The following is a 26,687-nucleotide window of genomic DNA, read 5'->3' as shown; positions in this document are numbered from 1 at the left end:
ATAACTTTAACATGCTTGTGCGAAAGGGACTATTCAATAGTATAATGTATATTGTTATTATTTTAATAATGATTCGGAAGGATTATATGAAAAGAAGGAATATAGATGAATCTTAATACTTACTAGGGCTTGTTAGATAAAGTTATGGTTAAAAATAGTATTTTCCGAGAATGTTAAGCGCTCTCAAAAAAGCAGAACAGAAAAAATTAATGATAAAAGCGAGGAACAAACATGGCAGTTTTACATCAAAAATTATTTAGTGCGGCAGATAATTTACGAAGCAAGATGGATGCTTCAGAGTATAAAAACTATTTATTAGGATTGATTTTCTATAAATATTTATCTGATCAATTATTGGGAAAAGTTGTTGAAGTAGCAGATGAATCTCCGGAGGAATTTGATACACAAGAAAAGCAAGCTGAATTATACAAAGGGTTACTTGCTGATGAAGACATCAGAGGTGACTTAGTCGAAACTTTAATCGATACGCTCGGCTATGATATTGAACCTCAGTATTTATTCAATGAATTAACGGCGCAAGCCAAACAAAATATCTTTCAATTAAATGATCTAAATAAAGCGTTCATTGATTTATCTTTTAAATATGTTCAGTTCAATGGCTTGTTTGATGATGTTGATTTGAAATCGAAAAAGCTTGGATCCGATGACCAACAAAGGAATATTACCATTACGGAAGTGTTGAAAAAGCTAAATGATATCGATGTTGTCGGGCATAGTGGCGATGTCATTGGTGATGCGTATGAATATTTAATTAGCCAATTCGCTTCAGAAGCGGGAAAAAAAGCTGGCGAATTCTATACGCCACATGAAGTGTCGGTGATGATGGCTCGTATTGCCGCCATAGGTCAAGAAGACAAGAAGCTATTTAGTGTGTATGATCCTACAATGGGTTCAGGCTCGTTAATGTTGAATATTCGTAACTTCATTAATCATCCAGAAAGCATGAAATATCATGGACAAGAACTGAATACAACAACGTTCAACTTAGCAAAGATGAACTTAATTTTGCACGGAGTAAATGATGAAGATATGCGTTTACGTAATGGAGACACATTAAATAAAGACTGGCCAACAGATGAACCTTATACATTTGATTCTGTGACGATGAATCCACCATACTCAGCCAAATGGTCTCCAGACGATACATTCTTAGATGATTCTCGCTTTAATCGTTACGGAAAATTAGCACCAAAATCAAAAGCAGACTTTGCTTTTCTTTTGCACGGCTTATATCATTTAAAAGATTCAGGAACGATGGCCATTGTCTTACCGCATGGTGTCCTATTCCGGGGCGCAGCAGAGGGTGTAATTCGTAAAAAGTTACTAGAAGACGGAAGCATCGATGCGGTCATCGGCATGCCTGCAAACTTATTCTTCGGGACAAGCATCCCAACAACGGTCATTATTTTAAAGAAAAACCGTACCACTCGTGATGTGTTGTTTATTGATGCAAGCAAAGAGTTCATTAAAGGTAAGAACCAAAATAAACTATCTCAAGAAAACATTGATAAAGTTGTAGAGACATACAAAAAAAGAGAAAACGTTGAAAAGTATGCGCATGTGGCAAGTTTTGAGGAAATCAAAGAAAATGACTTCAACTTAAACATCCCAAGGTATGTCGACACATTTGAAGAAGAAGAACCTGTTGATATGGTTGCAATCGGAGCATCCGTTCAAGAAATTCGAAAAGAGAAAGAAAAACTGGAATCTAGCCTGTATGAAATGATTTCTTCGATGCAGTTCGATGAGAAAAATGCAGAATGGATGAAAGGCGCGTTAGAGGTGTTTAATCGTGGGAAATAAGAAAGTGCCAGAAATTAGGTTTAAAGGGTTTAATGAGGAGTGGGAGCAATGTAAATTAGATAAACTAGCAGAATTTTCTAAAGGAAGTGGGTATTCCAAAGGGGACTTGGCTAAAGAGGGAAAACCAATCATTTTGTATGGACGATTGTATACAAAGTATGAAAGTGTAATTGAATCTGTAGATACATTTGCTATCGAAAAAGGTAAAACAATATTTAGTAACGGAAATGAGGTTATCGTTCCATCTTCTGGAGAATCTTCTGAAGATATTGCGAGAGCTTCATTTGTTAGTAAACCAGGAATTATTTTAGGTGGAGACATAAATATTGTTCGACCAAATAAAGATATTGATCATATATTCTTGGCACTGACAATTTCTAACGGCAAACAACAAAAAGAATTAAGTAAACGTGCTCAAGGTAAATCTATAGTTCATCTTCATAATTCAGATTTAAAAGAAGTTAATCTGATTTTTCCTAAAAGAGTTGAACAAACCAGAATCGGCAACTTCTTCAAACAACTAGACGAAAGAATTGCTCTCGGGCAGCAAGAACTAGACACCTTAAAACAAACGAAACAAGGATTTTTGCAAAAGATGTTTCCAAAAGAAGGGGAGACTGTACCGGAAGTTCGTTTTCCTGGGTTTAGTGGGGAGTGGGAAGAGTGTAAGGTCAATGATTTCTCAGCCACAACTTTAGGAGGAGGTACTCCAAAAACATCTATTAATGAATATTGGAATGGAGATATTCCTTGGATTCAAAGTTCTGATGTAGTGGAACATCAAGTTAGTAACGTATTAGCTAAGAAAAAAATAACTAAACTAGGTCTACAAAATTCGGCTACTAAGCTAATTCCTGAAAATTCAATAGCTATAGTGACTAGAGTAGGTGTTGGGAAAATTGCTTTAATGAATTACTCATATACTACTAGTCAAGACTTTCTTTCACTTAGTAATTTAAAGGTAGATGAATGGTTTGGAGTTTATTCATTATATAAACTTTTACAAAAAGAGTTAACAAAGGTACAAGGCACTTCAATAAAAGGTATAACTAAAAATGAATTATTAGAAAAAGTTATTATTTTTCCTAATAACATTGAAGAACAAACCCAAATCGGTAATTTCTTCAAACAACTAGACGAAACCATTGCTCTACAACAAAAAGAATTAGATGCCCTTAAAGAAACAAAAAAAGCATTCCTACAAAAGATGTTTATATAAGAAAGTGGTGAGATGATAGTGAAAGTCGCACATCGAGATGAAGCAGAGGTCGAGCGCCGGCTGATAGAGGTGCTTGGAGAGGGTCATAATCAGTGGAATTATCGTTCGGATTTAAAATCTGAAGCTGATTTATGGCAGAATTTACGTAATATCATTACACAGAATAACTTATCAGAAATTGGGGAACTCCCGATTTCTGATAAGGAGTTTGATAAAGTAAAGACAGAAATTTTACTGAGAACGCAAACCCCTTTTGATGCCGCACGATGGTTAAAAGGGGAAAATGGCATTGCGCGGATTACGATTGAGCGCGATGATATTTCTTTAGGGTCGCTGTCGTTAGTTCTTTTTTCTAACCAAGATATTGGTGGAGGAATTTCGAGATACGAAGTGGTTCATCAAATTGCGAAGAAAAGAGTCCAAGAAGATGGTCGTGAACGCCGTTTTGATGTGACTTTGTTGATTAACGGCTTACCTATTGTTCAAATCGAATTAAAACAAGCGACGGCTAAAGATGGTGTGTTTCAAGCATATAATCAAGTAAAAAAATATGCCGAAGAAGGGGTTTTTCGTAACAATATTTTTTCGACTCTTCAGTTATTTGTTATTTCGAATGAGCAGACAACGCGTTATTTTGCCAATGCGACGCCAAAAGATATGCATAAGAAATTCGTCTTTAGCTGGCGGACAAAAGACAATCGCAAAGTAGATAATCTCTACGAATTTGTTAAACAAGTATTGAATATTCCTGATGCGCATCGTCTCATTGCTCATTATACTATCGTTAGTGAAGAAAATGACTTCAAAGCCTTGATGGTATTGCACCCTTATCAAATACACGCCATCGAAGCATTGTTTACTTCAGCAATGAAACACGAATCTGGATACGTATGGCATGCGACAGGCTCAGGAAAAACGTTAACGAGCTTTGTTTCTACAAAGTTATTGGCCCGAAAACCGGGAGTTGACCGGACGATTATGTTGATTGACAGAAAAGATTTAGATAACCAAACGACGACGGAATTCACGAAATTTGCTTCCGAATTTAATACTGGAATTTCATCAGGTAAAGCAAAATCGAATAGTTTAATCGTCGGAACAGGTAGTTCAAAAGAGCTCAGTCAAACATTACTAGCGGATGCAAATTCAAATACGGTCATTATTACAACCCGTCAAAAGCTAGAAAAAGCATTAGAATATGCGAAAAAACAAGAAGAAAAAGAGGGGAAGAATCGTTTTCAGAAGTTGGTGGGGCAACATATTGTCTTTGTTGTGGATGAATGCCATCGTGCTCTGAGTGCGGAAGGGATGGAATCCATTAAGAAGTCATTCCCTAATTCTACTTGGTTTGGGTTCACAGGCACGCCGATATTCGATGACAATAAGAAGCAAGCAAAGGGAAGATTAGCACGTACGACGAGAGATCAGTACGGGGATGTATTACATACATACACGATTAAAAATGCGTTAGATGATCATGCTGTCCTAGGATTTCAAGTCGAACATGAAGATACTGTCGAACCCGTTTCTTTAAGCAACCACATATTCAATGAACTGCGCAAAAATGAGAAATACGCGAATAAAACGGATAATGAAATTAATGATTTGATTGATCAAATGGATGGTATGGAAAAAGAGACCTACTTATCGCCAGCGAACTATGAAAATGATGACCATATCCAGAAAGTCATCCATAAGATCTTTCGACCAGATAATGCGTATACGAAGTTTGATTTTCAAAACGGCCGACCACAAAAGTCTGCCATTTTAACGACCAGCTCTATTGATATGGCAAAGCGCTATTATCATGCGATTAAGCAAATGACACAAAACCCAAATTGGTTAACGGATGAGTTTGCTGATCACCCAATCCGTAAAGGGCGTACGATAGAAGATCCTGACTTCCCTCGCATTGCCATTACTTACTCATTACAGGAAAATGAAGAAAATGCCAATGAGAATCAAGAGGAAATGAAGCAAATCATCAAAGAGTACAATGCGTATTATGATACGTCATGGTCGATTCAAGATATAGAGAGATATAATGGCGATATTAATAATCGCTTAGCTCGAAAAAAAGCAGAGTATAAGCAATTTGGGAAGCATTTAGATATAGTCATTGTAGTCGATCGACTTTTAACTGGCTTCGATGCGCCGACCATTCAAACACTGTTTGTTGACCGAAACTTAAGCTATGCCAATCTCATACAAGCTTTTTCACGAACGAACCGTACGTATCCAGGGAAAACAAAAGGGCTTATTATGACTTTTAGAAAACCGTGGACGATGGAAAAGAATGTAGCAGATGCGACGAAATTATACTCTGACAAACAAGAAGAAACAGATCTTGTCTATCCAACGTATGATGACTCATTAAGACGATTTAAAAAAGCACATAAGAAATTAAAGTCTTTTGAAATCATCCCGACGGATATTGATGAGCAATCGCCAATAGAGACACGTATTGAATTTGTCAAAACCTTTCAAGAGCTAAGCAATGCTTATGAAGCCCTTGTCACGTACGATAATTATAATGATGATATGGAGAAATCACAGGCACTCAGAGATCAGGTTATGCTAATTGAGGAAACAATCGGTGTATACAATACGATAAAAGGGTCACTCGTCAATGAAAAAGACGAGGGTGAAGAGGAAACAAGTCCTGATTTCTCAGAGATTGAATTTTACGGAGAAAATACAATCAAACTCTATGATATTGATTCCGCTTTTATCGATCAATTACTCGGGAACTACTCGGCCAACAACCAAGATATCCGTCAGGAAATCGAAAAAGCTTTACAGAAATTGAAGAAGCCTGAAGCAGTAAAAGCAGTGTACAATGACATCTTGAATGCCATAGACCAGAAAGAAATTGATGCCAACGAAGATATCCTAGCTGTCAAACGTCAATTCTTTACACAAACAAAGAACGAACGTATTCAAGAATTTGCCCAAACATGGTTCGTAGACGAAAATGAACTCCATCTATCAGCCATGCAATACATCATCGGCACCGAACCGATTCCTAATATTGCCGGCATCCTTAACAGCAAGCAATTTGATAAGTACAAAGCAATCCATCCGGAAGCAAAACCGTTAAAATATGGACCGGAGATGAAGAGGACATGGCGGAAAGCGTTGGATGAGGTTATAGTGCCATTGGATGAAGAGTTGAGATAAAAATTTAGTGTAGTTGATCGAGACGGGTAGCTAGAATGATACGCTTCCTGTCCTTTTTTATTATTTTGTTAGTAAGATGAGTTCTATTTGAAACCAGCATTCATCCACCTGTTGCTGCAAGAGGTCGTAGTCGCCTCTTTAAGTTGGGAACCTATTTGACTAGTGGAGAGTACGTTGAATTCATTGAGGGGGGAATATCAAGATTATTCTTTGCGCCGTTTATCAAACTCTATTAAAACGGCGGCTTTATAATGCAAGACCTAATTGTAAAAATAGTAAAAAAATACGATGTGTTGTATAATTTAGGAAAATATGGTTTGTTGTCTACCAATGGGGAGGGAGATTTCATGGTACTAGAAAAAAGACTATAGTAGAAACAACAGTTATTTTTTCAGATGATCAGTTACATAGATTTCTCATTTCTCTTACAAAGGAAGTGGGACGAAAATAAAAGAAAGCCACAATTATAATGTTAAACCCAAACTTCGCAGATCAAATAAAAGTTGATTTAACTGTAATGAAAATGGGAAATTACTTAGTAGAATGTCAGTATGGTTCATTAGATATAGTTATCCTATTCTCTTATATAGCTACTGATCCTGAGAAATTAATAAAGGACCAAGACCTAATTAGAAGAGAAACGGATAAATACATTGTTGAAGCTATAAAGAAATCAGACCTAGTAATCATTGCATGGGGAAGCGATTAAAAAAATATGATAAGAGAAAGATAGAAATAACAGCAGTTATACAAAAATTATCCAGAAATGTAAAGTGTTTTAAAAATTCCCAAGGAAGAAAGGGAAAAAACCAAAGTAGACTAGGGAATGAACCAGACTTAGTAGGTTTTTTTAATTAATTCTTCACTAAACATCTCATGTATTGCAAAATCCAGTTCCACACGTGGAATTTGTAGCAGAATTTTCTAAAACTTAAAGATCTGCATTTAATAATAGGAGATAAAAATATATTTCGTGTAATAATTACAAAAATGGTTATTGGATTTTCATTGAAGATTATGGGGGATGGTTGAATGATAGAACTTGATTTTTTACATATTAGACCTTTTGATGGTAGTAAAGATGGAGAATTTGAAGAGTTAATTTGTCAATTAGCTCATTTAAACAAACCTAGAAATAGTCTTGTTTTTATAAGAAAAGGGGGTGCAGGCGGAGATGCTGGGGTTGAATGTTTTGGGAATTAAAAGATGACTCAGAACAAGCTTGGCAAGCCAAATATTTTACTGAGAGGCTTGAGATTAGCGAGTGGAGTTAAATCAATAGTTCTGTTAAAACTGCACTTAGAGTAAAGAATGTTATTGTAGAGAAAAATTTTCCTATTAATATGTTTGGTATTGATATTAATGAGCATATGAAATTATACAAAATATAGATCCTAAACCTAATTTCAGAAAAGAGTTAATAGATTTATTAATTTCAGAAGGATTACTAGCATTAGGTATAATCACTGATAAAATGGAGAATTTATTGAAGTAATTAGGTTTACATATGAGAGATTTAGAGAGTATTTCATAGAAGAAAATATAGTAAGTAGCTTGAATATAGAAAATCTAGAATCCGAATTTAACAAGTATGGAAAATAGAGGTGTTTCTAAATGAATTTTACATGTATTCAGGTATTATAGAAGATCTAGGAATAACTTTCTCAGAGAAATTTAATAGAGAATTTATAGACTTTATAATAAAACTTTGTTGGTGAAAAATATTCTTCGATTAAGAGTTCACTAATGAGTTCCCTGGAGATTTCGGAAATTATACGATGACTTGTGTTTATGAGTGGTCACCTACAAAACTAATAGAAGAACAGCCGGGGAAATCTTCAGATGGATTAATGGTTTAGGTGTTACAGAAAGAGTAGCGGAATTTAGCTGGAAATGGGCGGAAAGATGTTTAGATGGGTAGCTTGAAAAGAATGGTATGCAAATAATTTGGTGTATTGGTGGGGAATAACAATTCTTAAATGATAAGGGTTATGTGTCGAAAAGATTAGAATTCAACTATATTTATAGTAATGAAGGGAATTTAAAAGAGTTAGATGGCTAGAACAGTATAGTTTTAAGATTAGAGGTGGTAACATATGAACAATTATAAACAATTTAAAGTTGTATCTAAAAATGATTACTTAATTTATCTAAGACAAATTATTATTGGTTTAAATAATCATTTCAACTCCCTTGAAAAGTATGGAGATAGTTTAAAATCAATTGTAGAGGAATTAGCGTTAATAGAAAATCCAGAGTTAGAGATTGATTCAAATTTATACGAAGATTTCAGAGATAAAACTCAATTTGTTGAAAATAAAATATTAAATTTGCTGGGTGATATGCAAAATGATTCAATGTCTTATACTAAATTTAAAAAGAAACTAGTTAAGCGAAATATAGAGGTTAAACAATTAATTGGAGAAGTACCAGATAATTTATCTCAAATGCTTAGTGAAATGAATAATTCAAGGAATTGGGGATTGCATGAACCTGAATCACTTTTGAATGCTCACCTAGAAAATATTAAAGAATTTTGGCCTAAAGAAGAATTGAATTGGTACTTAAATAACTTTAACCCAATATATATTGCAAAATTTAATAAATATGAAGGCCAATGGCTACTCAGTCTATATCATAGCATGACTGGCAATTTAGAGTTTTACAAAGAAATTTATAATTATATCATTGAGGATTATAAAATTCTGAGTGGAAATGAAGATATACAGATAACTTATAATGATATAGATGTTCGTCCATTTGAATTAGAAATAAAACTTCCAAAAACTTCTATGAAAATGCAAAAGAAAAAATATAAAAGGAAGAAGAGCGAAAAAGACGCTACAAGATAAATATAGTCTCGTTTAGGAAACTAATAACAGGTTATTGTACAATAATAATGAAGTGTTAGGTGTATATGAATAAAAAAGAAAAAGAACATAATTGAAGTTGGTTACTAATAGAGGGAGCCTGTTGAAAATTTCATAAGAATTAATGAGTTAGGAGATTGAATGAGTAATTGAAGATACTAACATTAGTGACCATTAGAGGATACTTTTAAAGTCGGTAAGTTGTATATATAGGATTAAAGGTGGGGTGTTTAATAAAGTATCAATACAAAACAGTAAAAACTTTTTATAAAAAATTGTTTTAATAAAGCACGAAGCGAAAGGATATTAGGTATGATAAATAAATTAAAAATAAATAACTATAAGTCATTTCAGGAATTTGAGTTAGATTTGAATTCTGATTTAAATATTATCATTGGAGATAATGAAGCTGGGAAATCAACATTATTAGAAGCAATAAATTTAGTTTTGACGGGCCAATTAAATAATAGGCTGCTTCAGAATGAATTAAGTCCATATTTGTTTAACATTAATAGTGTAAGAACGTATTTACAACAATTAATAACTAATGCACAAGCTGAATTACCTAGAATCAGTATTGAACTGTATTTTAATAATCCAAACAACATTTACAGCGAATTAAAAGGGACAAATAACTTGTTAAGAATTGATACTCCAGGTGTATCTATCAGCATTGAATTTGATTCAACTTACCACACCGAGTACGAAGCATATATTCAAGATGTAAGTACAATTAAAACGTTACCAATTGAATATTACAAAGTAGTTTGGCGATCTTTTGCTGGGAATAGCCTAACTTCAAGAAGTATACCTGCCAGATCCACACTAATAGATACATCCACTTCAAAATATCAAAATGGTACAGATATATATCTGCACAAGATTTTAAATGACTCCTTAGAACCTTCACAACGCACAGAACTAGCTGTTCATTACAGAAAGCTAAAAGAAACATTTTCCGAAAATCAATCCATTGCAACAATAAATGAAAGCTTAAACGAAAAGAAAGGAAATATTACTGATAAAAATTTAAATGTATCGGTCGATATTTCGAGCAAAACTAATTGGGATAAAATTATTACTGCATATTTAGATGAGGTTCCATTTGATTACATAGGGAAAGGTGAACAAAATGCTATAAAAATGAAATTAGCATTAGAATCTAATACAGATTTAGAAGCAGTAGTCTTAATAGAAGAACCTGAAAATCATTTATCTCTTTCTAATTTAAATAAATTATTAAATATAATTAAAACTAAGAATGAAAATAAACAATTAATAATTACAACGCATAGTAGTTTTATTTTAAATAAATTGGACATTGGAAGGATGATTTTACTCTCTAGTGAGAAGGAGACAACATCGTTCAATGATCTTGAAGATGAAACTAGAGAGTTCTTTATGAGGTTGCCTGGTTATGATACGCTGCGTATCGTATTAAGTCGTAAAGTTATTTTAGTGGAGGGACCATCTGAAGATTTAATAGTACAACGAGCGTATAAAGATTTGTATGGCAAATTACCTTTAGAAAATGGTGTAGATATATTTTGTATAGATGGTTTGTCTTTTAAAAGGTTTATAGAGATATCCGCTAATCTTCAAAAAGAAATTACAATAATTACAGATAACGATGGTGACATTGAACAGAATATTCATAAGAAGTACGAAGAATATTCATCAAATGATTTAGTGAAACTCCACTATGGTCTGGATGAAAATCTTAAAACACTTGAACTAAATATTGTTGACGCTAACAAACCAAATCTATCGATTCTTAAAGAAATTTTAGGTCATCCTGATTATACAGATGATCGTTTAATTACGTATATGCTAAATAATAAAACAAGGTGTGCATTAAAAATATTTGAATCTGATAAAACTATTCAAATGCCGAGGTATATATTAAATGCAATTGAAGAATAAAATTATTGTTGCAGCTGCTGGTTCTGGAAAAACAACATATATAGTGAAAAAAGCGCTTAAAAATGCCCCCAAAAAGACTTTGATTGTTACATATACTAATAAGAATCGTGAAGAAATTGAGAAGAAAATTATAGAGCTACATGGATTTATACCAAAGCATCTTGTAGTGAAAAGTTGGTATGCATTTTTATTATCTGATTTAATAAGACCGTATCAAAATTTCGTTTATGAAGAACGTATAGAAGGTGTATATTTTCCTACAGGCCCTATTAATAGGTTTGCAACGAAAACTAATATTAAGGCTTATTTTTTAAATGCAAAAAATGAAGTTAACAAGGATAGACTTTCTGAATTAGCAGAGCTAATTGCACAAAACAGTGAGTATAAGGGTGTTACTCGTATTAGCGAATTATATGACTCTATTTTTATAGATGAAGTACAAGATATGGCTGGGTATGATTTAGAGATATTTAATTTTTTTATGCATTCTAATATAAACGTATTATTTGTAGGTGATATTAGACAAGCAACTTATGCAACGAATAATACTAATAAGAACAAAAAATATAAAGGGATAAATATTATTCATTACTTTATGGAAAGAACAGATATCTGTGAGGTTGATCAAAGTTTAAATATTAGCCATAGATGCAATCAGTTAATATGTGATTTCGCTGATAGCTTATTCTTGGGTATGGCTAGTACAGTATCAACAAATGAAGAACGTACTGGACACGATGGCATATTTATTGTTCATCCAAATGATGTGGAAGAGTATCTTCAAAAATTTAATCCCCAGTGTTTAAGATACGACGCTAGAACGGTCTTACCAAGAGCGATTAATTTTGGAGATTCAAAAGGTCTAACATTTGATAGGGTGCTTATAAAACCTACAGCTAAGATGGAGAAGTTTTTGAGAACTGGGGAATTAGATTTAGATGAAACCACTTTAGCTAAATTTTATGTTGCTCTTACAAGGGCTAAATATAGTGTAGGAATTATTAGTGCAACTAAAAATGTTAAGATAATTGGAACTTGTAATTTTAAGGAAGAGAGTATTTTAAAATAATTACGATTAAGGTGATATTATGGCTAAATCTAAGAGTTTTGAAGAATTTTATTATGTTAAAACGGGTAAGAACTGTAATGTTAAAGCTGTGGTGGATTATGCTAAAAACAAATACGGTGATTACACTCCTTTTGAAGAAGCAATGTTTTGTCCAGAGTGCGAAAAAGCAGAATTGTTTTTAGTAAGAGAAACGTCTGGTAGAAGAGCTCATTTAAAAAAGAAACCGTCATCTTCACATGAAGATAATTGTTCATATATATACGACTATGCTTCTAGGAAAACGATTCAAAATTATGTTAAAGGATTAACTAATTGTCAAATCCAAGAAAAGTTAAATTCTATTATGCATATGTTGTTTAAAGTGAAAAATCAAAAACCTAATATCTTAACTAATAACAATATCTCTAATAGTAAAAACAGCTCAAGTCCAATGTTAATTCCTGAAGTGAGAAAAGATGTTATTGAGTTGAAATCACTCAGAAGAAAAAGCTTATCGAGTTGGATTGATGAAACTGATGGAACGGATCTTTATTTATTTTATGGGGATGTAAAATTAGAGATAGTTGAAAAAGAAAAAGTTAATGTTGATGGAGACAGCTATAAATATTATTTATTAAATTTATGGACTCTGAATAAAAACGGAGAATGGAAGTACAGAACACAAATTTATAGAGGCAGAAATAAAGACATAATTGATATTAATAAAGAATATCGAATAGCTATGATAGGTAATCTTAATTTTAAATGGAAACGATGGCAAATTGATTTGATTAATCAATCTGCGATACGTTTTGTAGATATATGAATTAAATAATTCAATCGATAAAGGAAAGATATTTAAACATGGATGATAATAGAGATTTATCTTATTTGATTGATAGAATAGTATCCTCTAATTTGTTTCGAGAGGCGAATTATTATTTTAGGAGTATGAAGAAGCAGCCACATGGTGGGGTAGCACGTATATTCCATCCAAATGTATATTTGAAATATTATACAGCAGATACATTTCGTTTATTTACTCATGAACCATATAATATTCCATATTTTTTAACAGCACTAGTTGAGGAAGCTTATCATGAATATCTAATGAGTGAAGTAAATATAGAAGAATTATGTTGGTTATGTTTTGATGACGATAATTTTTGGTATGTTGGTTTCCGATTATTGATACCTAAACAAGAGTTTGAAGAGATAAATAAAAATGTACCCCTAATCTGGTCTGTTATATCATCGAAGTCAAGATTTCAAGATTATTATGAATTGGATAATAAGCTCTTAATATATGCATTAGTATGTTATTTAATAAAAAGTAAAATGATTGAAATAAAAGGTATTGAAGAAATTCGAAGATATGAAGTGTTACGGACTCCACATAACAAATACGGATTAAGTTTAGTAAATGATGCGAAGTTTTTGAGGCAAGGATTTATTCTTGATGGTCGATACTACCTTTATAATATATTTTTTGATACTACTATTGGGGCAGCTATTGATGACGTTCCATATACTATTAAGATAATTAATGCAGAAATTCCTAAAGCTGAGTTATATTTTAGGTGTGATGAAAAAGTTGCTGTGCCGGCAGATAAAATGATATGCACTGCGACTATGGATTTTCAAAAATATCGTGGGATTACAGTTGATTTTGGTGATATAGAAAAACTAATCAACAAGAAGGAAATTATAGTACATTATGATCCAAAATATTTAGATAAAGTGGTTATGATAATTAAACCAGATAGAGATCCAGATGGTCGGAATTTTTATCATATTGAGGTTGAAGAATTATGGAATCCTGAGAAGGTTAAAGACAACTTTGTGCTTACAAATTATGTGCATGCAAAGTACTATCCGGATAAAAAGATATTTAATCATATTGATTTTTCGGTAAATCAATACTCAAAAGGTCTTTTTGAAGAAAAATATAGAGATGCTATGACGGATACAGATGTACCAATTGATAGATATGGTGATGAGCATTATAAAATATGGTGTGTTGAAAGTGATACCATTGAAATAAGCACTTGGAGTAAACTTGTATGTGCAACTCTTGATGAGCCTTTTAGAGAGTTGTTTATAGAGATGTTTTATTAACATTTTCAAAATACCATCTTTCTCGTTTTTTGGATACGAATGCAACCTTTTTTATAATTATAACCAGAAGAAATCATGCAAAAGCTTGAAGAATTAGGTAGTGGCTAAACGAACAGAGTCTACTTGAACCACGGAGTAAAGGAACCTTATTTTTTATATCACATTTAAGATTACTAAAGAGTTCAATGAGAACCGCTGGTGTTGAGTCTTAAGCTTTATATGACAGAATATAGAGCACGTAAATAGTGATGTTTTATTGAGCAAAAAAGTACACTAAGATGATGCAAGAGACTCTTACAGGTAGCTGTGAGAGTCTATATGCCTTTCTTAGTTGTTAGGTTCTCATGATTGCTTACTTACTTCTTCATAACAGGTATCCAAACTTCACTATAAGCGTAACCTGGCTTGAGCTGATCCATTTTAGTAAAGGAAAAGTTTGGTGCCCTTATTAATTCATAATTAGAAGATGGGAGCCACTCAGAGTACACTTTTGCCATAGGTGTCTTGTAAGGTTGTAGGAAATGGACCTTCATTCGGGAATATTGCCCATGTGTTTGCAGAAACAGGTACTTTGTCTAATTGGTTACTTATTTGATTTGAAGTTGTTAGAACACCTATAAGGTAAGTCAAATCCCCTTCTTCTTTTATGAAGTTTGCGTCAGCTTCATATGAAGCGTTGATAATCTCAAAAGGGGCAAAGTTCTGCAGGGAGCGCATTTCCTCTTTTTGTTCGTCTGTGATACTTTTGGCTAGTTGGACGATTTCGTTGTGGACGCTTTCAAATTGCATAAGTACTCGTATACTTACACCGACCATCCCATCTGAATGGCAGGTTTATTTTCAATCCTAAATTCCATATCGCTTTCTCCTTTGAACAGGCCGAAAATATCTAACTACCATTTTAGAAAGATATTTTTTTATCTTCCAGGTTTAACACTTAATGAATATTTAAAAAGCAGAAGAATATCAGAGCAAGCATGGATTCATTAAATAAAGAAAAAGTGACAGGTGTTGCGCTAAAGTATGGTTATCAGTCAATGGATGGGTTCAGTCGCGCGTTCAAAAAGTGGAGTGGCTTTTTACCTCCGATGTAATAAAGAAAGGCGTTAACAAATCTTCCAAACTTTCATTTGTTATCAACGTCGCCAATGATGAAGGGATGAATGTGAATGAGATGATATCTCCGAGTTCGGGTTTTGAAGGTGATTCTAAGTCAATCAAGTCGAAACTCTTAAGACAAATGCGTCAATGAACCATGTAGCAAACCCAACAATACAAAACATGATATATAATTCTGTACAATTGTTTCTCTTTATGGGTATAAGCAAAAGGATTAATAATAGAGTAACAACAACGATGATTGGAAACTATAGTCCTTTGGCACTAAGGTCTAAATTATTAATTCCAGTATAAATTAGCATAATATTTCATTATAGAAGGAGGAATATTTAGACTCTAAAACGAATTACTTACAAAAATACCCAGGGGAGGAAAAACAATGAATCAAACTCCTTTTACCATTAGAAAAGCAGTTATCGAGGATGCCATGGGTATAGCAAAAGTCCATGTCGATAGTTGGCGTAGCACCTATGCTACTATTTTTCCACAAGAATATCTAAATAGGCTTTCTTACGAAAAAAGGGAAACATTATGGAAAACAATATTCCTCTCGGTGGCGTATATGTAGCTGAAAATGAGGTGGGTGAAATCATTGGATTTTCTTCGGGTGGGAAAGAGAGAAGTGGGAAGTACAATGGTTTTGATGGCGAGCTATATGCGATTTATTTATTAGAGGAGTATCAAAGAAAAGGAGTGGGCTCGGCTCTGTTTGCAGCCGTTACTACTGAACTGAAACAAAAAGGATATCAATCAATGCTCGTCCTAGTTGTGGAGGATAATCACTCTTATCGATTTTATGAAGCCCTTGGTGGTGAAAAGATTGATTCTATTGAAATGAATATGGCTGGTGAGAAATATACGGAGATGGTGTATGGATGGAGAGATATAACTTCCTTTGACATCAGAAATCAATAAACGTTTTACATATCGTTAAAGTGAGATTCATACTCAATTGTTATCTTATTGATAGCGGGGATAGCATCAGTGGCTGTCAGTACATTTGGCGAAGGAGGAGCCAAATGTTTTTTTTGTTTAATTATAAAGAAAAAATTACCATATTTACTGTATAATAGGCTTATATAAATAGAAGGTGGGATTTTAATGACTTACCCAATAAGAGTGAGGGCATGTGCGCTGATTATTGAGAATGATTCGATTCTTTTGATTGAATATGAAGATGAGAGAGGCATTCATTATAATTTGCCTGCAGGCGGTGTAGAACCGAATGAATCAGTCATTGAAGTTGTGAAGCGAGAAGCGAAAGAAGAAGCATCAGTTGATGTGAATGTAGGTCCTTTAGCATTTATATATGAGTATGCTCCCCACTTGAATGCGCATAAATCTGGTGATACTCATTCGTTGCAGTTAATTTTTGAATGTACCCTGACAAATGGCTCTGTTCCTAAACAACCAAAGTATCCTGATCCTAATCAAATAGATGTAAAATGGATTAAATTATCTGAATTAAATAACATCGTACTATATCCCCATTTAGTAGAACATATTCTTACCTATCATCAACAGAAAAGAAATATTGAATTCATAGAAGAACAAACGATTAGGGGATAGTAGGTTTTGCTAGAATCATGATGAAAGTAAGGGGTTCAATATAAATGAAGTACAAAAAAACGAAAGTCATAGTTAGTATCATTTTGCTTACTGTCTTTTGTGTGAAATTATTCAACTTTTTCAAGAAAGATGTCTGGGAAGTGAATGCTGATTTATTGAAAGAAGAGGTATTGTCCATTGAGTCATCTGTAGAAGAAGTAAATTTATTGGATATCACCCCATTTGATTGGGATAAAGTTTATTTCTTTGAGCCTTATACACAGAAAGAGTGGATATATGAAACAGTCGGGTATAAATGGGATACTATTAGTGAAACAGTCAATGAAGGAATGAACCAAATTGTATTTAAAAAGAATAATCAAGTGGTTTGTTATGTATATGGTTACCCGGAAAATACGGGATACGGTATTTCTATGAGTGAAAATGCAAGTCAAATTCCTGCTGGCTTTGTCCTTAAAGCGGATGAACAGCGCCCATTTGAAGTGGTCTGGGATGATGATGTGGTTTACTTAAAAAGCAAATAGCAGATTTAATATAGTCAAAAGGAGAGAATGAAACTGAATACATCTGAAGAAGTTCAACTAGCATTTTATCGCGAGGAGCACTTAGACATATTAAATAGATTCGAATTACCAGAAACGCAAGCGAAATTTACAGCATTACCAAAGGAAAAAGTAGCTGTTTCTGATGGGGAATATCGAGTGGTGATCCTTTCAAAAGACTTACCAGTAGGCTTTTTCCTGCTACATAGTACAAAAAGGGTAAGTGAATATACCGTCAATCCTCATGCTATGTTATTGACAGCCCTTTCTATAGATTACAAACATCAGGGCAAAGGGTATGCTAAGCAAGCGATGGTCGATTTAAAAGCGTTTATTACCACCCATTTTCCCGATTGCAATGAAGTGGTTTTGGCGGTCAATCATAAAAACTTTCCCGCACAGCAATTGTACTTAAAAGTTGGTTTTGTTGATACTGGTGAGCGGAAAATAGGAAAAATTGACGAACAGTTTATATTGAAATTAGAAATGAAGTAATTGACCATGTTCATCTCAAACCACCTTCTTATTTTGAAGGAATACTAGCGTTTCTGTTTATGCAGAAACGCTTTTCTTTATTGTAATAAAACCTGCGCGAATGATGGGGTCTATAAGATTAAAACGTTAATGTGTTCGTCTCGATTTTCTTTCTCAATATTGCACTAGAAAAACCAATAGTATATTGTTCTCTTAAGTTATTTGGTTTATCAACTTAATCGATTCAACAAACAATTGGAGGAATTTAGCTGAATGAATAAACAGGTCCAACTGAATAAGATTAAAGAGGATTTTATTCTAAGTCAAAAGGTGCTATCAGCCATTGGTGATGAAACGCGTCAATCAATATTATTAGTGCTTATGGGGACGGATTGTGAAACGGGAATGCGCGTGGGTGAGATTACTAATCAAACGCATCTTTCAAGACCTGCCGTTTCTCATCATCTAAAGATCTTGCGTGAAGCTGGAATCATATTAATGCGTAAAGAAGGCACAAAGAATTTTTATTATATAAATGTACGAACAGAATTAGGGTTATTAAAAACGCTTGTAGGGGATATTGAAAAATTCATGGATGATTTTTATAGATAATGAAGGAAAAGGAGGATGAAATATGAGAGCAATGGTTATTGATCAATATGGAAAAGTGCCCATGCAATTGGCAGATATGTCTATACCAGAAATGAGTGATCATGAGGTACTCGTAACCATTTATGCCGCTAGTTTTAATCCCATTGATTTTAAGATCCGGGATGGGAAAGTGAAACTATTAGTTAAATATAGTATGCCACTTATATTAGGTAATGATTTTTCTGGTGTTGTTACAAAAGTCGGTAAAAAAGTGACGCGTTTTAAAATAGGTGATGAAATATATGGCCGCCCCCGCAAGAGTAAAATTGGCACTTTTGCGGAATACCTTGCCATTCATGAAGATGACATTGCATTAAAGCCAAGAAATTTGACCTTTGAAGAAGCAGCATCAATTCCGTTGGTAGGGCTAACTTCTTATCAAGCGTTAATAGATATTTTACAATTGCAAAAGGGTCAAAAGGTGTTTATTCAAGCTGGAGCAGGTGGAGTCGGCACCTTTGCTATTCAGTTGGCAAAAGAAATGGGTGCTACCGTGGCAACGACTGCGAGTCAAGCTGGTGAAGATTTAGTAAAATCTCTTGGAGCCGATATCATTATCAATTACAAGACGGAACAATTTGAAGAGATACTGAATGACTACGATGCAGTCTTTGATACGCTTGGCGGAGAAATATTAGAAAAATCTTTTGAAGTGGTAAGGCCTGGAGGAAAGATTGCTTCCGTTTCGGGACTACCCAATGCTCGCTTCGGTAAAGATTATGGCTCAGGTTTTTTTAAGACGTTATTGTTTTCCGTGGCAAGCCATAAACTTACGAGTCTTGAAAAAAAATATCAGGTTCATTATACTTTTTTATTTATGAAACCAAGTGGCAAACAATTAAAAGCCATCGCAGACTTGATTGAGGCTAGTAAAATAAAGCCGATCATAGATAAAGAATTTTCATTTGACGATGCACAAAAAGCGATGGAATATGCAGAATCAGGGAGGGCAAAAGGGAAAATCATATTAAAAATTAAATAGGTGCTAAATATTCTTTTAGTGACTGTAAAATACTAGTCCCTCACATATGGAACTAGTTTTTCCCTTTCTTAAATCGTATTTATTTGTCCGTTCTCTCTTAGAATGGAGAGGGAAGAATTTTCATTTGAAGCTATCCATTCTCAATTGAAGACTCTTTTTTTCTATTTTATAGTTTATTTCACAATAATGTAATATTTAGTTGAAAACGTATACATTTCTTATATAGCCTATATTTAGCGTTGATTCCTCATAATATTTAACCGATTAGGAATGATTGATATAAATTAATTCATGCGCTTTAATTGACAAATATAATATTAGTAATATAATAATAATCAATGCTAATTAATAATAATTATAGATTATGAATGTGATCATTCTGTTAATCTATGATTAAATTTAAACAACTTTTAGGAGGACTACAACATGTCATTAATAGGAAAAGAAGTATTACCATTTAACGCACATGCATATAGAAATGGAGATTTTATTGAAGTATCTGAAGCAGATCTTAAAGGTCATTGGAGTGTCGTTTGTTTCTACCCAGCTGACTTTACATTTGTTTGCCCAACAGAGCTTGAAGATCTTCAAGATCAATACCCAGCTCTACAAGAACTAGGTGTAGAAGTATTCTCTGTTTCAAGAGACTCTCACTTTACTCATAAAGCATGGCATGATACATCAGAAGCAATTGGTAAAATCACTTATACAATGATTGGTGATCCATCACATACAATTTCTCGTAACTTCGATGTTCTTATTGAAGAATTAGGTCAAGCAGATCGTGGTACATTCATTATCGATCCAGATGGTATCATTCAAGCAGTTGAAATCAATGCAGATGGTATTGGTCGTGACGCAAGCATTCTTATCGATAAAATTAAAGCAGCTCAATATGTTCGTTCTAATCCAGGCGAAGTTTGCCCGGCAAAATGGAAAGAAGGATCTTCTACACTTAAGCCAAGCCTTGATTTAGTCGGCAAAATTTAAGGAGTGGAACCCCATGATATTAGAAGCAGAAATTAAAGAGCAACTCCATCAGTATCTTCAACTGATGGAGGGCGATGTATTACTGAAAGTAAGTACCGGAGACGATGACGTATCAAAAGATATGCTTTCTCTCGTTGATGAACTTGCCACAATGTCATCTAAAATTAAGGTAGAAACAGCTACATTAAAAAGAACACCAAGCTTCAGCGTGAATCGCATGGGTGAAGATACAGGTGTAGCTTTTGCTGGTATTCCTCTTGGTCATGAATTTACTTCCTTAGTATTAGCCTTATTACAAGCAAGTGGCCGCGCGCCAAAAGTAGATGATAAGGTGATGGAACAGGTAAAGAATATTCAAGGAGAGTTTCATTTCGAAACTTACGTTAGTCTGACATGCCATAATTGTCCTGATGTGGTACAGGCCTTGAATATCATGAGTGTGTTAAACCCAGGCATTACACACACAATGATCGATGGCGCGGCTTTTAAAGAAGAAGTCGATAGCAAAAACATCATGGCCGTACCAACTGTTTTCCTTAATGGAGAAGTGTTTGGCAGTGGACGTATGACTTTAGATGAAATTTTAGCGAAGATGGGTAGCACAGAAGATCCAGCCGAATTTTCTAATAAAGATCCATTTGATGTACTAGTTGTTGGTGGTGGCCCAGCAGGTGCGAGTGCAGCGATTTATGCTGCTCGTAAAGGTATCCGTACTGGAGTTGTTGCTGAGCGATTCGGTGGTCAAATCATGGATACGTTAGGTATCGAGAACTTTATCGGTACGAAGTATACAGAAGGTCCTAAGCTTGCAGCTAGTCTTGAAGAACATGTGAAAGAATACGATGTCGACGTGATGAATCTACAACGCGCGAAAAGCTTACAAAGAAAAGAACTCATTGAAGTGGAATTAGAAAACGGTGCAGTTCTTAAGAGTAAGTCAGTCATTCTTTCCACAGGTGCAAGATGGAGAAACGTTGGTGTACCTGGTGAAGCAGAATTCAAAAATAAAGGTGTCGCTTACTGTCCACATTGTGACGGCCCATTATTCGAAGGAAAAGACGTTGCGGTCATCGGTGGCGGTAATTCAGGTATCGAGGCAGCAATCGACCTAGCGGGTATCGTTAAACATGTAACAGTTATTGAGTTCGGTGCAGAACTAAGAGCCGATTCGGTCCTACAAGAGCGTCTGTATAGCTTACCGAATGTAAAAGTGATTAAGAACGCACAAACAACAGAAATCACGGGTACAGATAAAGTGAATGGTATCACTTATCTAGACCGTGAAACAGAAGAAGTACACCATATTGAACTTCAAGGAATCTTTGTTCAAATTGGTCTTGTTCCAAACACGGATTGGTTAGGCGATACGATTGAGCGCACAAGAACAGGCGAAATCGTCGTCGATAACCATGGTGCAACAAACGTCCCAGGCGTATTTGCAGCAGGTGACTGTACGAACAACCCGTATAAACAAATTATAATTTCTATGGGATCAGGTGCCAACGCATCATTAGGTGCATTTGATTATCTGATTAGGAATTAATATATATTTGCGGAGAAAGGTCAAGTGAGTTGAAACTCATCTTGGCCTTTCTCTTTTTTTATGGAGTGGATGTATTAATATTGTTTGGGCTGGTTCAATCATGCAATCGAAGAAAAAGAGTTTTGCTCGTACATCTAGAGTAAAATCTTCAAAGATAGCCGAACAAAAAGTTTTCATTCTCTCCTATTTAGTCCTTATTTGTTGACTAAGCGTTTATCAACTAGGTTATTTTTACAATTTTTACATATATTTTGATACAATTATAGTGAGATCAAAGTATTTCTAGAGGGTGGATGACTATAAATATGTGGAGACCTTTTTACGCTAGTGGTGTAGATTTAAAATAAAATCGCGACGTTTGTAAAAAAGATGCGATGTTTAAAACAAAGGTACGATATTTATAAAAAAGATGCGAAGATTTACCCCTTTGAATATGCATTGTCCGAAGAGGGATTTTATGGTGAAAATAACATGACGATCTTCAACAATCGGGCCAGATTGTTCAAAAACAATCTTTTAATAGATGTTACCAAATGAGGCCTAGGGAACAATTTAGTCTAACAATATACAAATTAAAGTTGGAATTTTCGTAAAATTCACTTTTGTCAACTTGTTCTACGGTATAATAAAAGGCTAGCTACAATAAAAAACCATAAGGAGTTTAACAATGGAAAAGTGGGATTTATATGATAAACATCGCAATAAAATATCGAAACAAATAACTCGTGGGGATGAAATGGCATCAGACGAGTTTCATTTAGTAGTACACGTTTGTATATTTAATTCAAAGGGAGAAATGCTTATTCAGCAGCGTCAGCCTTTTAAGAAAGGATGGTCGAATCTTTGGGATATTACTTGTGGTGGTAGTGCTATTGCAGGCGACACAAGTCAGCAAGCTGCTTCAAGAGAGTTATTAGAAGAGTTAGGGATACATTATAACTTTGAAATAATTCGTCCACAATTTACTATTAATTTTGAACGTGGATTTGATGATTATTATCTCATTGAATATGACTTAAATTTGAATGAATTGACGTTACAAACAGAAGAGGTACAAGCAGTGAAGTGGGCTTCTAAAGAGGAAATTTTTAAGCTAATCGAACTAAAAAAATTTATACCTTATTATGAAAGTATAATTGCGTTTCTTTTTGAAGGACGACATCAATATGGCTCTACTCGTCTTTAAACGGAACGTGCAAAGAATTAAACCTATTCATTCCATTTTACGTCCTCAAATTAAGGTGTATAATTTAGTATCTTCATCAATCGAGGCGCAATTATTGAATAAGGTTATACCAGAATAGGGACAAGATTCTTGAATAAATCATTTTAGTTCTTAGGAAAACTAAAATGAGGTGATAATTATTAATAAATTTGCGGTCTTGCTTATGGTTGGAATGCTTTTAGTAATCTCTAATAGAACAGTAAATGCAAAAACAGAAACAATAAATGAAGCCGATACGGAATTATGTGAAACGGTTAAAATGGCACTTATAAGTAGCCTAAGAGAACCAGTAGATAAAGCAATTGTTGAAATCTACAAAGACGACAAAAATGTGCCTGAAGGTCTTACTTGGGCTTCATATGATACAGAAATCCTTAAAATAAAACAGTTATATGGAATTGGTGGATTATATGAGATAACGCTTAAAGTATACCCTTACTATCGTGCTCATATGGGTTATGGGGAAGATGAAGTCGTGATAAATACAAGAGGGAAACTCATAAATTATAAACACTTGAAAACATATCCTCGAACTGCAAAGGGAGCGATTCATTAATATGAATAAGCGCCCTTTTTATATTTCAGACAGATATTTGAAGAAGGTATTTAGGTTAACGATAAAGAAATAAAAAAGAATTATGTTTCTTGGGAGAGATGTAAAATGATTAAGGCTGTCATATTTGATTTAGATGGAACTTTGTTAAATCGGGACGAATCAGTTAAGAAGTTTATTGATAATCAATACGAGCGATTGAATAAATGGGTAGGGCATTTATCAAAAGAGAAATACACCACAAGGTTCATAGAGTTAGATAGCCATGGGTATGTTTGGAAAGATAAAGTGTATCAACAATTAGTGGATGAATTTGAAATAACTGGGTTTAACTGGGAAGGTTTACTTCAGGATTATATAAGCGAATTTAAGAATAGTTGCGTTCCTTTTCCTAATCTACTAAGTATGTTAGAAGATTTGAGAAAGAGCAACCTTATATTAGGAATAATTACAAATGGATATGGGCAGTTTCAGATGGATAATATAAAGGCTTTAGGAATTGAAAAGTATTTTAAAACTATTTTAGTTTCTGAATGGGAAGGAATAAAAAAACCTGAACCTCAAATATTTAAAAGAGCCTTGGAGCAACTGAATGTTTCAGCTAATGAAAGTATATTTGTTGGCGACCACCCAGAAAATGATGTGAAAGCTGCTCAAAATGTAGGGATGAAAGGAATTTGGAAAAAAGATTCTCAATGGGAAAATGTCAAAGCAGATATTATAGTAGATGATTTTGCGGATTTACCTTTAATTATCAAAAATTTAAACAAACAATTAATAGAGTCTTGATAAACTAACGGATAGAAGCGCAGATGTTATTCCGTTAAAGGGCGCGATTGTTGAGCATCACAGGTAGAAAATGATCAAACTTTTTTATAAAAACCAAACTTAAATCTGCTAAAGAAGAATCCTTTTTGATCAATCTTTTGTTCAAATGGATTCTTCTTATTTATTGTAAAATAAGGATTTGCGAGGTATTTTTGCTAAAACTTTATTTCAAAGCTACAAGTGGTATCGTGTTAGAGAAATTAACACAAGAAGATGTATTGAAAGCTGCTGAGGAGCATTTTGGTGTGAAATTGCCAAGGGAATATGTGGATTTACTTTATATACAAAATGGCGGCTACCTTTTGAAAGATAGCATCAACATAGACATAGAGATAGATAATGAGCATACGCTTCCAATTGATTATCTCCTCGGTATTAAAGAAAACAAAGGTATCATGGAGACGAAGTGTCTATTTAATGAATGGGAAATTGATCATAATCAACTTATCGTTATTTCTGGCGATGGCCATTATTTTATTGTATTAGATTATAGTAAGAATCAACATAACCCAAATGTTGCTTATTTAAGTACTGATTCAGGTGAGCTAATCGAGTTATTCCCAACATTTTATGAATTTATGAACGAGCTCTTACCAGAAGGTGACGAAATTTCATATGACCATGAGGAAGAAGAGATCAATCAATTCATGCGTAATCCTAATTTAATAGATGCTAGAAAGCTGGTAAACTCGGATAATGAAGATTTAATTTATCAAGGAATAGAATATTGGGGTCAAACAGGCAAAGATAAAAGTGAATTCAATCGTCTATTGCTTCACATTGTTCAGCACACTAAATTTTTGTCAGTTCAAGCATTAGTAGCGGAGATATTATGGAGAAAAGTAGCATCGGAAGAGATAAAAGAAAAGTCTGCCATTCAGGCGGTTATTGATAGTATTCCAGATTCACCGTTAGATTTAGTGAAAGAATATAAATAAAAAATAGTTGAAGAATTGAATGGATAATTATTTCCTCGTTTTTGTTGTATAAGTGATTAGTTGATGTATATACGAGGGTCCCACTCCACAAGTGTCACCGAATTTCTGGAGGGAAATGGAATGTGCGACGTTGTATAGCCACTTGAAATTGTATGTTAAGCTTAATTGTACATACAAGTAAGAAACGTTACTATCAATATAAAAGGAGCAATTAAAATGGAAGCAGCAAAACAATGGCTTGCTATCCCTAAACATACTAGAGAAAAGCTCGTAAGAAATGTATTTTGTAGCAATTGTGGGGAAACGGAGATTGTGAAATACACGATTGAATCGGGTGATTATGGACCTATATTAAAAGGAAAATGTAAAACTTGTGGCACTGAAATTGCTCGTGTGATTGAGTAGTGATAAGTATGGAGGGATGGTCTTAGGTAGACTGTCCTTTTTCTTTGATATACGTTGATTTCAACATAAGTGGATTGCATAGCAATGACAATGTTAAAATAGAACAATGGTTTTAACACTACATAGAAAAGTTTGTTTAGATAGGAGCGATAATTATGGTTGATAATAATGATCTTTTAATCCGATTGCGATATGCGTTGGATATTAAAAATAGTGAAATGGCAGAGATTTTTAAGCTAGGTGAGGAAGAGGTTACAGTGCCAGAGGTGGTGAAGATTCTTAAAAAGTTTGATGAAGATGAGGTGGAAAACCGAATTGAATTAACTGATGCGATGTTGAATTCGTTCTTAAATGGCCTCATTATTTATAAAAGAGGAAAACAAGAGCCGAAACCTGGGCAAGCGAATACACCGGACCCGTCGATTACGAGCCATCGACATATCAATAACATCCTCTTAAAGAAAGTCAAAATTGCCTTGGCATTAACAACAGATGACATGATTGATATCTTTAGAAAAGCGGGACTCAACGTTTCAAAAGGAGAAATAGGCGCTTTTCTTAGAAAAGAAGGACATAAAAATTATAAAGTGTGCTTAGATCACTTTGCTAGGAACTTCTTAAAAGGTCTGACTGTTAAATATAGGGAAGCATGATATAAAAAAAGCAGTGGGAGTAATCCTGCTGTT

The 26,687-nt window shown here is 34.0% G+C and carries 27 protein-coding genes; 25 read left to right on the top strand and 2 right to left on the bottom strand.

The genetic code is table 11. The features are described 5' to 3' along the window. Positions 1-231 precede the first annotated feature (231 nt). From U9M49_RS15980 to U9M49_RS15935, 10 genes are all read left to right on the top strand, one after another. Positions 232-1,824 (top strand): type I restriction-modification system subunit M, encoded by a 1,593-nt coding sequence (locus tag U9M49_RS15980; protein ID WP_095370581.1) that lies wholly within the window; start codon positions 232-234, stop codon positions 1,822-1,824. Then, entirely contained in the window at positions 1,814-3,043 is a 1,230-nt protein-coding gene (locus U9M49_RS15975; RefSeq protein WP_095370580.1) for a restriction endonuclease subunit S, read from the top strand. Before U9M49_RS15980 ends, U9M49_RS15975 begins: the two co-directional genes overlap by 11 nt. Before the next feature lie 12 nt (positions 3,044-3,055). After that, positions 3,056-6,223, top strand: coding sequence for a type I restriction endonuclease subunit R (locus tag U9M49_RS15970; RefSeq protein ID WP_416337103.1), 3,168 nt, complete (start codon positions 3,056-3,058; stop codon positions 6,221-6,223). A gap of 463 nt (positions 6,224-6,686) precedes the next feature. Further along, a complete protein-coding gene (locus U9M49_RS15965; RefSeq protein WP_322910222.1) occupies positions 6,687-6,932 on the top strand; it encodes a DUF1643 domain-containing protein in 246 nt (81 codons plus the stop codon). 323 nt (positions 6,933-7,255) lie between these two features. Next, positions 7,256-7,426, top strand: a complete 171-nt coding sequence (locus U9M49_RS15960; RefSeq protein ID WP_157733796.1) for a hypothetical protein — start codon at positions 7,256-7,258, stop codon at positions 7,424-7,426. A gap of 893 nt (positions 7,427-8,319) precedes the next feature. After that, complete coding sequence (locus tag U9M49_RS15955; RefSeq protein WP_095370578.1) at positions 8,320-9,075, top strand: hypothetical protein; 756 nt, start codon at positions 8,320-8,322, stop codon at positions 9,073-9,075. 330 nt (positions 9,076-9,405) lie between these two features. Next, positions 9,406-11,016 carry an ATP-dependent nuclease gene (locus U9M49_RS15950; protein ID WP_095370577.1) on the top strand — a complete coding sequence of 537 codons (1,611 nt, stop codon included), beginning with the start codon at positions 9,406-9,408 and terminating at the stop codon, positions 11,014-11,016. Next, positions 11,000-12,085: a UvrD-helicase domain-containing protein gene (locus tag U9M49_RS15945; RefSeq protein ID WP_095370576.1), complete on the top strand. Its 1,086-nt coding sequence runs from the start codon at positions 11,000-11,002 to the stop codon at positions 12,083-12,085. The genes U9M49_RS15950 and U9M49_RS15945 overlap by 17 nt, the downstream gene beginning before the upstream one ends. Before the next feature lie 19 nt (positions 12,086-12,104). Beyond that, entirely contained in the window at positions 12,105-12,890 is a 786-nt protein-coding gene (locus U9M49_RS15940) for a hypothetical protein (RefSeq protein WP_095370575.1), read from the top strand. A gap of 125 nt (positions 12,891-13,015) precedes the next feature. Further along, positions 13,016-14,182, top strand: coding sequence for a hypothetical protein (locus U9M49_RS15935; protein WP_180317009.1), 1,167 nt, complete (start codon positions 13,016-13,018; stop codon positions 14,180-14,182). A gap of 356 nt (positions 14,183-14,538) precedes the next feature. Here the strand turns inward: U9M49_RS15935 and U9M49_RS15930 are convergent, their stop codons facing one another. Both U9M49_RS15930 and U9M49_RS15925 read right to left on the bottom strand, forming a co-directional pair. Beyond that, complete coding sequence (locus U9M49_RS15930; protein WP_267892257.1) at positions 14,539-14,679, bottom strand: GyrI-like domain-containing protein; 141 nt, start codon at positions 14,677-14,679, stop codon at positions 14,539-14,541. Then, positions 14,660-14,971, bottom strand: coding sequence for a GyrI-like domain-containing protein (locus tag U9M49_RS15925; RefSeq protein ID WP_267892256.1), 312 nt, complete (start codon positions 14,969-14,971; stop codon positions 14,660-14,662). Before U9M49_RS15925 ends, U9M49_RS15930 begins: the two co-directional genes overlap by 20 nt. A gap of 709 nt (positions 14,972-15,680) precedes the next feature. Between U9M49_RS15925 and U9M49_RS15920 the strand changes: the two genes are divergently transcribed. From U9M49_RS15920 to U9M49_RS15850, 15 genes are all read left to right on the top strand, one after another. Next, entirely contained in the window at positions 15,681-15,869 is a 189-nt protein-coding gene (locus U9M49_RS15920) for a hypothetical protein (protein WP_322910158.1), read from the top strand. Beyond that, positions 15,833-16,216 (top strand): GNAT family N-acetyltransferase, encoded by a 384-nt coding sequence (locus U9M49_RS15915; RefSeq protein WP_322910157.1) that lies wholly within the window; start codon positions 15,833-15,835, stop codon positions 16,214-16,216. Before U9M49_RS15920 ends, U9M49_RS15915 begins: the two co-directional genes overlap by 37 nt. Positions 16,217-16,402: 186 nt before the next feature. Then, complete coding sequence (locus U9M49_RS15910) at positions 16,403-16,870, top strand: NUDIX domain-containing protein (protein WP_322910156.1); 468 nt, start codon at positions 16,403-16,405, stop codon at positions 16,868-16,870. A gap of 44 nt (positions 16,871-16,914) precedes the next feature. Then, positions 16,915-17,394 carry a hypothetical protein gene (locus U9M49_RS15905; protein ID WP_095370572.1) on the top strand — a complete coding sequence of 160 codons (480 nt, stop codon included), beginning with the start codon at positions 16,915-16,917 and terminating at the stop codon, positions 17,392-17,394. A gap of 27 nt (positions 17,395-17,421) precedes the next feature. After that, on the top strand, positions 17,422-17,907 hold the full coding sequence (locus tag U9M49_RS15900) for a GNAT family protein (RefSeq protein WP_322910155.1): 486 nt from the start codon (positions 17,422-17,424) through the stop codon (positions 17,905-17,907). Between the two features lie 252 nt (positions 17,908-18,159). Then, positions 18,160-18,498, top strand: coding sequence for an ArsR/SmtB family transcription factor (locus U9M49_RS15895; protein ID WP_095370570.1), 339 nt, complete (start codon positions 18,160-18,162; stop codon positions 18,496-18,498). Between the two features lie 22 nt (positions 18,499-18,520). Next, positions 18,521-19,519 (top strand): NADP-dependent oxidoreductase, encoded by a 999-nt coding sequence (locus U9M49_RS15890; RefSeq protein ID WP_322910154.1) that lies wholly within the window; start codon positions 18,521-18,523, stop codon positions 19,517-19,519. 426 nt (positions 19,520-19,945) lie between these two features. Beyond that, positions 19,946-20,509 carry an alkyl hydroperoxide reductase subunit C gene (gene ahpC / locus U9M49_RS15885; protein WP_095370569.1) on the top strand — a complete coding sequence of 188 codons (564 nt, stop codon included), beginning with the start codon at positions 19,946-19,948 and terminating at the stop codon, positions 20,507-20,509. A gap of 13 nt (positions 20,510-20,522) precedes the next feature. Next, entirely contained in the window at positions 20,523-22,052 is a 1,530-nt protein-coding gene (ahpF, locus tag U9M49_RS15880; protein ID WP_307315039.1) for an alkyl hydroperoxide reductase subunit F, read from the top strand. Positions 22,053-22,719: 667 nt separating this feature from the next. Next, positions 22,720-23,238 carry an NUDIX hydrolase gene (locus U9M49_RS15875; RefSeq protein WP_322910153.1) on the top strand — a complete coding sequence of 173 codons (519 nt, stop codon included), beginning with the start codon at positions 22,720-22,722 and terminating at the stop codon, positions 23,236-23,238. Positions 23,239-23,407: 169 nt separating this feature from the next. Continuing rightward, positions 23,408-23,833 (top strand): DUF3888 domain-containing protein, encoded by a 426-nt coding sequence (locus U9M49_RS15870; protein ID WP_322910152.1) that lies wholly within the window; start codon positions 23,408-23,410, stop codon positions 23,831-23,833. A 105-nt stretch (positions 23,834-23,938) separates the two neighbouring features. Further along, positions 23,939-24,619: an HAD family hydrolase gene (locus U9M49_RS15865; RefSeq protein WP_322910151.1), complete on the top strand. Its 681-nt coding sequence runs from the start codon at positions 23,939-23,941 to the stop codon at positions 24,617-24,619. Positions 24,620-24,810: 191 nt separating this feature from the next. Beyond that, positions 24,811-25,596, top strand: coding sequence for an SMI1/KNR4 family protein (locus U9M49_RS15860; protein ID WP_322910150.1), 786 nt, complete (start codon positions 24,811-24,813; stop codon positions 25,594-25,596). 216 nt (positions 25,597-25,812) lie between these two features. Beyond that, on the top strand, positions 25,813-26,001 hold the full coding sequence (locus U9M49_RS15855) for a hypothetical protein (RefSeq protein WP_322910149.1): 189 nt from the start codon (positions 25,813-25,815) through the stop codon (positions 25,999-26,001). A gap of 155 nt (positions 26,002-26,156) precedes the next feature. Then, entirely contained in the window at positions 26,157-26,654 is a 498-nt protein-coding gene (locus U9M49_RS15850; RefSeq protein ID WP_322910148.1) for a DUF1456 family protein, read from the top strand. The last annotated feature ends 33 nt before the right edge of the window (positions 26,655-26,687 follow it).

Source organism: Cytobacillus sp. OWB-43 (assembly GCF_034651445.1).
Classification (GTDB): domain Bacteria; phylum Bacillota; class Bacilli; order Bacillales; family Cytobacillaceae; genus Cytobacillus; species Cytobacillus kochii.
The sequence above is the reverse complement of the archived record's forward strand: the minus strand, read 5'-3'. Positions and strand labels throughout refer to the sequence as shown.